Origin of the sequence: Kitasatospora sp. NPDC047058, from assembly GCF_040643935.1 — a bacterium.
In the GTDB taxonomy this organism is placed as follows: domain Bacteria; phylum Actinomycetota; class Actinomycetes; order Streptomycetales; family Streptomycetaceae; genus Kitasatospora.
The window spans coordinates 1-2913 of record NZ_JBEYVJ010000630.1 but is presented as its reverse complement, the minus strand read 5'-3'; the positions used below and the strand labels follow the sequence as shown (position 1 = coordinate 2913).

General features: G+C 76.2%; 2 protein-coding genes. One reads left to right on the top strand and one right to left on the bottom strand.

What is annotated here, in order from left to right:
* Nucleotides 1–286: 286 nt before the first annotated feature.
* Nucleotides 287–1546 carry an MFS transporter gene (locus ABZ885_RS38540; RefSeq protein WP_360199465.1) on the bottom strand — a complete coding sequence of 420 codons (1260 nt, stop codon included), beginning with the start codon at nt 1544–1546 and terminating at the stop codon, nt 287–289.
* A 170-nt stretch (nt 1547–1716) separates the two neighbouring features.
* Between ABZ885_RS38540 and ABZ885_RS38535 the strand changes: the two genes are divergently transcribed.
* Nucleotides 1717–2913, top strand: a 1197-nt coding sequence (locus tag ABZ885_RS38535; RefSeq protein WP_360199463.1) for an ROK family transcriptional regulator, incomplete at its 3' end; no start/stop codon positions are given.

Sequence of the window (2913 nt, the reverse complement as noted above, 5' to 3'; positions counted from 1 at the left end):
CATCTCCTCCACGTGCCGCAGCCGGGCGGCCACGTCTCGACGGCGGCGTCCGATCAGGAAGACCGACAGCAGGGGTACGGCGGCGGCCACGGCGGTGAGCAGCCGGCGCTTCGCGGTGGAACGGTGGTTCAAGGGTCCCCCTGGGTTGTTGTCGCAAGCGGCGCGGCCGGGCGGTCCCCGGCGGCGTCCGCACGTTCGACGGCCGGGTGTACGACATGGTTGTGCGGGGCCGGGGGAATGTCCTGAGTGCCTTGCGGAGCACCGCCCGCCCCGTCGCCGGGCCGGGCTACTGGGAGGACAGCGCGGTCACGCCCTCCGGAGCCGTTCTCCGGGCGCCGTCGCGGTCCGCGGCGTGCGGCTCGGCGCGGCGCAGTGCTCCCGCGCTCAGGACCAGGGCGAAGGCGAGCGCGGTGACCAGGCCGAAGGAGACGGTGAGCGAGGTGGCCTGGGCGAGCGCGCCGATGACCGCGGGCGCGACCAGGCCGGAGGTGTAGGTCACGGTCGCGACGCCGGCGATGGCCTGGCTGGCGTTGGTGCCGAGCCGGCCGGCCGCCGCGAAGGCGAGTGGCACGATCACCGCGATGCCGATGCCGATCAGTGCGAAGCCGGGGATGGCGAGCGCCGGGCTGTCGGCGGCCACCACCAGCAGGCCGCCCGCGGTGGCCACCACGCCCCCGATCCGGGTGGCCCGGACGGCGCCGAGCCGGCGGATCGCCGCGTCGCCGGCCAGCCGGCTGACCGCCATGGTGAGCGCGAACGCCGTGTACGAGGCGGCCGCCAGGGTGGCCGAGGAGCCGGTGACGTCCTTGAGGTAGACGCCGCTCCAGTCCATCGACGCGCCCTCGGCGAACACCGCGCAGAAGCCGACCAGCCCGATCACGAGCGAGCTGCGCGGCGGCAGCGCGAACCGCGGCGGCGCCTCGGCCTCCTCCGCCGCCTTCAGTTCGGGCAGCCCGTGGCAGACCGGCTGGGCGAGGGCGGCGAGCACCAGCGCGGTGACGGCCAGCTGGACCGGGGCGTCCAGGTCCTGGTGGGCGGCGAGGATGCCGACGCCGGAGGCGAGCAGCCCGCCGACGCTCCACATGCCGTGCAGTCCGGACATGATCGAGCGGCCGAGCCGCTGCTCGATCTCCACGCCCTGGGCGTTCATCGCCACGTCCGCCATGCCGGCCGTCGCGCCGTAGCCGAACAGCGCCACGCACAGGAGCGGCAGCGAGGGGGCGAGGGCGGGCAGGACCAGGGCCAGGCACCAGATGGTGAGGAGTCCGCGCACGGCCGCCCGCCCGCCGTAGCGGTGGACGAACCGGCCGGCCAGCGGCATGGCGAGGAAGGAGCCGATGGCGGGCATCACCAGGGCCAGGCCGAGCTGGCCCGGTGAGAGGCCGAGGCGTTCCTGGAGCCAGGGGATCCGGGTCACGAAGGTGCCCCCGACGGCGCCGTGCACGGCGAACACCAGGGCGACGGAGGTCCTGGCCCGGCGGGGCCGCTCCAGGTCGCCGGTGTCCGGTGGATCGAGGGGTGGTCCAGCGGTCGGTGTGTCGGTCATCCGGTCTTTCATCCGTTCGTCCCTCCCGGCCGCGCCGCGGCGCGACGGTGCCCTGTGGGTGGTTCCTGTAGGTATGTGCCCCGCGGGACGCCGTTCGTGTGCCCGCGCTGCGGTTCGATAAATTATCAGGAAGGGACCCTGATAGAAACACTCTGGAAGGATGCGTTCCCATGACCACCGCGCGTACGGCCACGCCGAGCACCGCCCGGGCGATCAACGACCGGCTGGCGCTCGACCTGCTGCTCGACCGGGGACCGCTGACCGCCACCGAGCTGCGCGACCTCACCGGCCTGTCCCGGCCCACCGTCGCCGACCTGTTGGAACGCCTCCAACGCGGCGGCCTGGTCGCCGTGGTCGGCGAACGCGGCGAGCAGCGGCGCGGCCCGAACGCCCGGCTCTACGCGCTGGTCGCCTCCCGGGCCCACCTCGGTGCGGTCGACGTCCGCTCCGGCGGCGTCAGCCTGGTCGTCGCGGACCTCGCCGGACACACCCTGGCCACCGCCGAGCTGCCGGTCGAGGGCCGCGGCGACGACCGCACGGCGGGCCGGATCGTCCGGGCGCTGCTCGACACCGCCCGCCAGGCCGGCGTCGAACGGCTGCACACCGTCGCCGTCGGCGCCCCCGGGCTGGTCGACCCCGCCACCGGCCGGCTCCACAGCACCGGCGCCCTGCCCGGCTGGCACACCGAACTGCTCGCCGCCCTGCGCGCCCTGCCCGGGACCGACGTGATCCTGGAGAACGAGGTCAACCTGGCCGGGCGGGCCGAGTACCGGGTCGGCGCCGCCCGGGGGCAGGACGACTTCGTCCTGATCTGGCTCGGCCACAGCGTCGGCGCCGCCGTGATCATCGACGGCCGGCTGCGCCGCGGCGCGTCCGGCGGCACCGGCGAGATCTGCTTCCTGCCCGTTCCCGGCACCGACCGGCTGCCCAGCGCCACCGGCTGCGAGGGCGGCTTCCACGGCCTGGTCGGCAGCGCCGCGATCTGCGAGCTGGCCCGCACCCACGGCCTGCCCGTCCCGCCCGCCGACGGGGCGCCGGACGACGACGCCCCCGCTGCCGAGGCCGCCGTCCGCGCCGCGCTCGGTGCGCTCGACGACGGCGGGCCGGGCGGGCCGTTCCTGGACGAGCTGGCCGGGCGGATCGCGGTCGGCGCCGCCGCCGTCTGCGTCGTGCTGGACCCGGGCTGCGTCGTCCTCGGCGGCGAGATCGGCCGGGCCGGCGGCGCCGAACTCGCCCGCCGGGTCGAGCAGCGGCTCGCCGGGCTCAGCCCGCTGCGCACGGAGGTGCGGGCCGGGACCGCCGGCGGCGGCGCGGTGCTCGCCGGCGCCGTGACCGAGATGGGCGCCGGTGCCTCCCTCGACTGGACC

Excerpts from the sequence above, each read along its gene's own strand:
- ABZ885_RS38540 (WP_360199465.1), bottom strand. The coding sequence starts at position 1,546 with ATGACCGACACACCGACCGCTGGACCACCCCTCGATCCACCGGACACC.